1 protein-coding gene is annotated in these 1,896 nt (G+C 39.6%); it reads right to left on the bottom strand.

Going from position 1 to position 1,896, the window contains the following annotated elements:
* Nucleotides 1-1,896, bottom strand: a 1,896-nt coding sequence (locus AX663_RS04825) for a glucosyl transferase (protein WP_060972871.1), incomplete at both ends; no start/stop codon positions are given.

The raw sequence follows: 1,896 nt of genomic DNA, 5'->3' as shown, positions 1-1,896 counted from the left end.
GTTTACCGTTACTGTGGAAGTAGACTGGGACATTGTCAATGGTTTGTTCACCGGTCAAGGCGTACCAGTTTGGACCAAAGTAATACCAACTACCTTCCCATTCATGGTACTGATTTTTAAGAGCAGCGCCTGTTGCTTCATCCAGATAGTAGATGTGGCTGCTGTTAGGGATAGTATCACTGTAATACGCATAGATGAGCTCACCTCTACTTTGCATTCCGTAGTAGTATTTACGAGTAGGAAGTCCAAAGTAGTAGAGTTCGCCATCGATAACTTGAACGGAGACTAATTTGTTTCCCTTACCGTCTAAATAATACCAGTGATTATCTTTGGTTTTAACGAAACCAGCTTTTGTAACCTTTTTACCATCAAATCCGATATAGTCTCCACTATCTGCGTAGTATGTGAATTCTCCGAAGCCTTGATGACCATCTCCAACGATAAGATTCACTTCTTCACCATGAACAATATGTGTTCCTGAGTAAACTTTTCTACCATCTTGACCAACATAATAGCGTTTGCCATCGACTTCGACGATTTGGTCTCGGACAGCAGCACCTGTGTCTTTGTCATAAAAATGATCAGCATTGGCAAAAATACCTTTGGCTTGGACACCGTCTTTATCAAAATAGACTTCTACACCATCTATAGTTTGAGCACCAATTAATTTATCGCCCTTATCATTGACATAGTACCACTTGCCATCTTTTTCGACATAACGGTTGGTAACGAGGGCTCCACTATCTTTATCATAATAATGGCCGTTTGGCGCAAAGTCACCTTTAACTTGAGAATAGTCATCACGGAAGTAGACATTGACATAATCTATCACTTGTTCGCCCTTTAAAGGATAACTAGATTTATCAACATAGTACCATTTACCTCCAGCAGTAACATAACTATTTTTGGCTGTAACTGGAGTCAATTTACCATTTTCATCTGCAATTGATGTTGGGTATCTATCATCTACAGCAATAAAAGTGAAAGCATTGGTGAGGATAGCACCTCTTACGCCGTTAATGTATTTAGAAAACTGAGCATAGTACCAGTTTCCATCAACTTGGAACAGTGGGTTTGGGCTGCCAGGGACATCATCTCTTAGTGAACCAGATTCATCAAAATAGTAGAGTTGTCCATTAATTCGCTTGAATCCATGGACAACATGTCCATTTTCATCAGCATAAACAGAAGGTGTCCAGAGGTATCCTCTCAGGTACATGTATCTGATTTTACCCCAGCCATTATAGACTTTTTGTCCCTGTTCATTGTAATAACTTTCAGTACCATCAGGATTCTTGAATTTAGAATAATAGACCATGTCTGGTTGGAAGTAGTACTCTTTACCGTCGATGGTTTTAGGGCCAGTGTAAATATTACCGTCATTGTCATAGTAGTAATAAATGTCGTCGCTGGTTCCGTTAATGTAGCGAGTACTATGGTAGAGGGCAATCTTATTATTCCAAAGTTCGCCATTTTCAGGATGGAAATAATATCCTTTTCCATCAACAACCACTCTTTGCCCTTTTGTTTGAAGCCCCTTGTCATTAAAGTGGTAAGTTTTGTCTCCAATTTCTTGAAGGCCAGTCACTTTTTCACCTGTCTTATCTACATAATACCAGTGGTTATCGCCAGTAGTAACAAAAGATTCAGTTGTTAGATGTCCAAGTTCACCATCATAATAATGTCCATCTTGGGCAAAGTTTCCTTTGACCTGTTTACCATCCTTGTCAAAATAGACATGCTGTCCATCAATTAGGTTTGGACCTGTCAGATCCTTGTCATCTTTTTTGTAATGCCAATTGCCTTGTTCATCACTATACCATTGACCACCCGTGATATTCTTTTCAGCAGAGGGAACTTGAGAATTAGGGGTATCAGTATCACTAGTTGTTGGTG

The organism is Streptococcus sp. CCH8-H5 (assembly GCF_001556505.1).
Classification (GTDB): domain Bacteria; phylum Bacillota; class Bacilli; order Lactobacillales; family Streptococcaceae; genus Streptococcus.
This window is presented reverse-complemented; position numbering and strand designations above follow the sequence as displayed.